Source organism: Streptomyces viridosporus (assembly GCF_002078235.1).
Lineage (GTDB): Bacteria > Actinomycetota > Actinomycetes > Streptomycetales > Streptomycetaceae > Streptomyces > Streptomyces viridosporus.
This window is the reverse complement of record NZ_MSGP01000637.1, coordinates 1-249: the sequence shown is the minus strand read 5'-3', so window position 1 is coordinate 249 and position 249 is coordinate 1. Positions and strand designations below refer to the sequence as shown.

Genomic DNA, 249 nt, shown 5'->3' with positions numbered 1-249 from the left:
ACCGCGTCGACACCTTCCTCTCGGCGGGCGCGGACCACGTGGCGCTCCAGATCGTCGACGACGAACCCCGCGACTCCCTGCCGAGGCAGGCCTGGCGCACCCTGGCCTCGCTGCTGGCCTGAGGACGAAGGGGCGCGGGGGCGCGGGGCCGTATCCCCGTGGCGCGGGGCCGTATCCCCGCGCGGCCCCGCCGCGCGGGCGCGACCGGCCGCGACGGACCCGCGGCCGGCGACGCACCGTGGTCCCCCC

1 pseudogene is annotated in these 249 nt (G+C 79.9%); it reads left to right on the top strand.

Going from position 1 to position 249, the window contains the following annotated elements:
* Window positions 1-122 (top strand): annotated as a pseudogene (locus B7L92_RS43075) (LLM class F420-dependent oxidoreductase); the annotation flags it as partial.
* Window positions 123-249 lie beyond the last annotated feature (127 nt).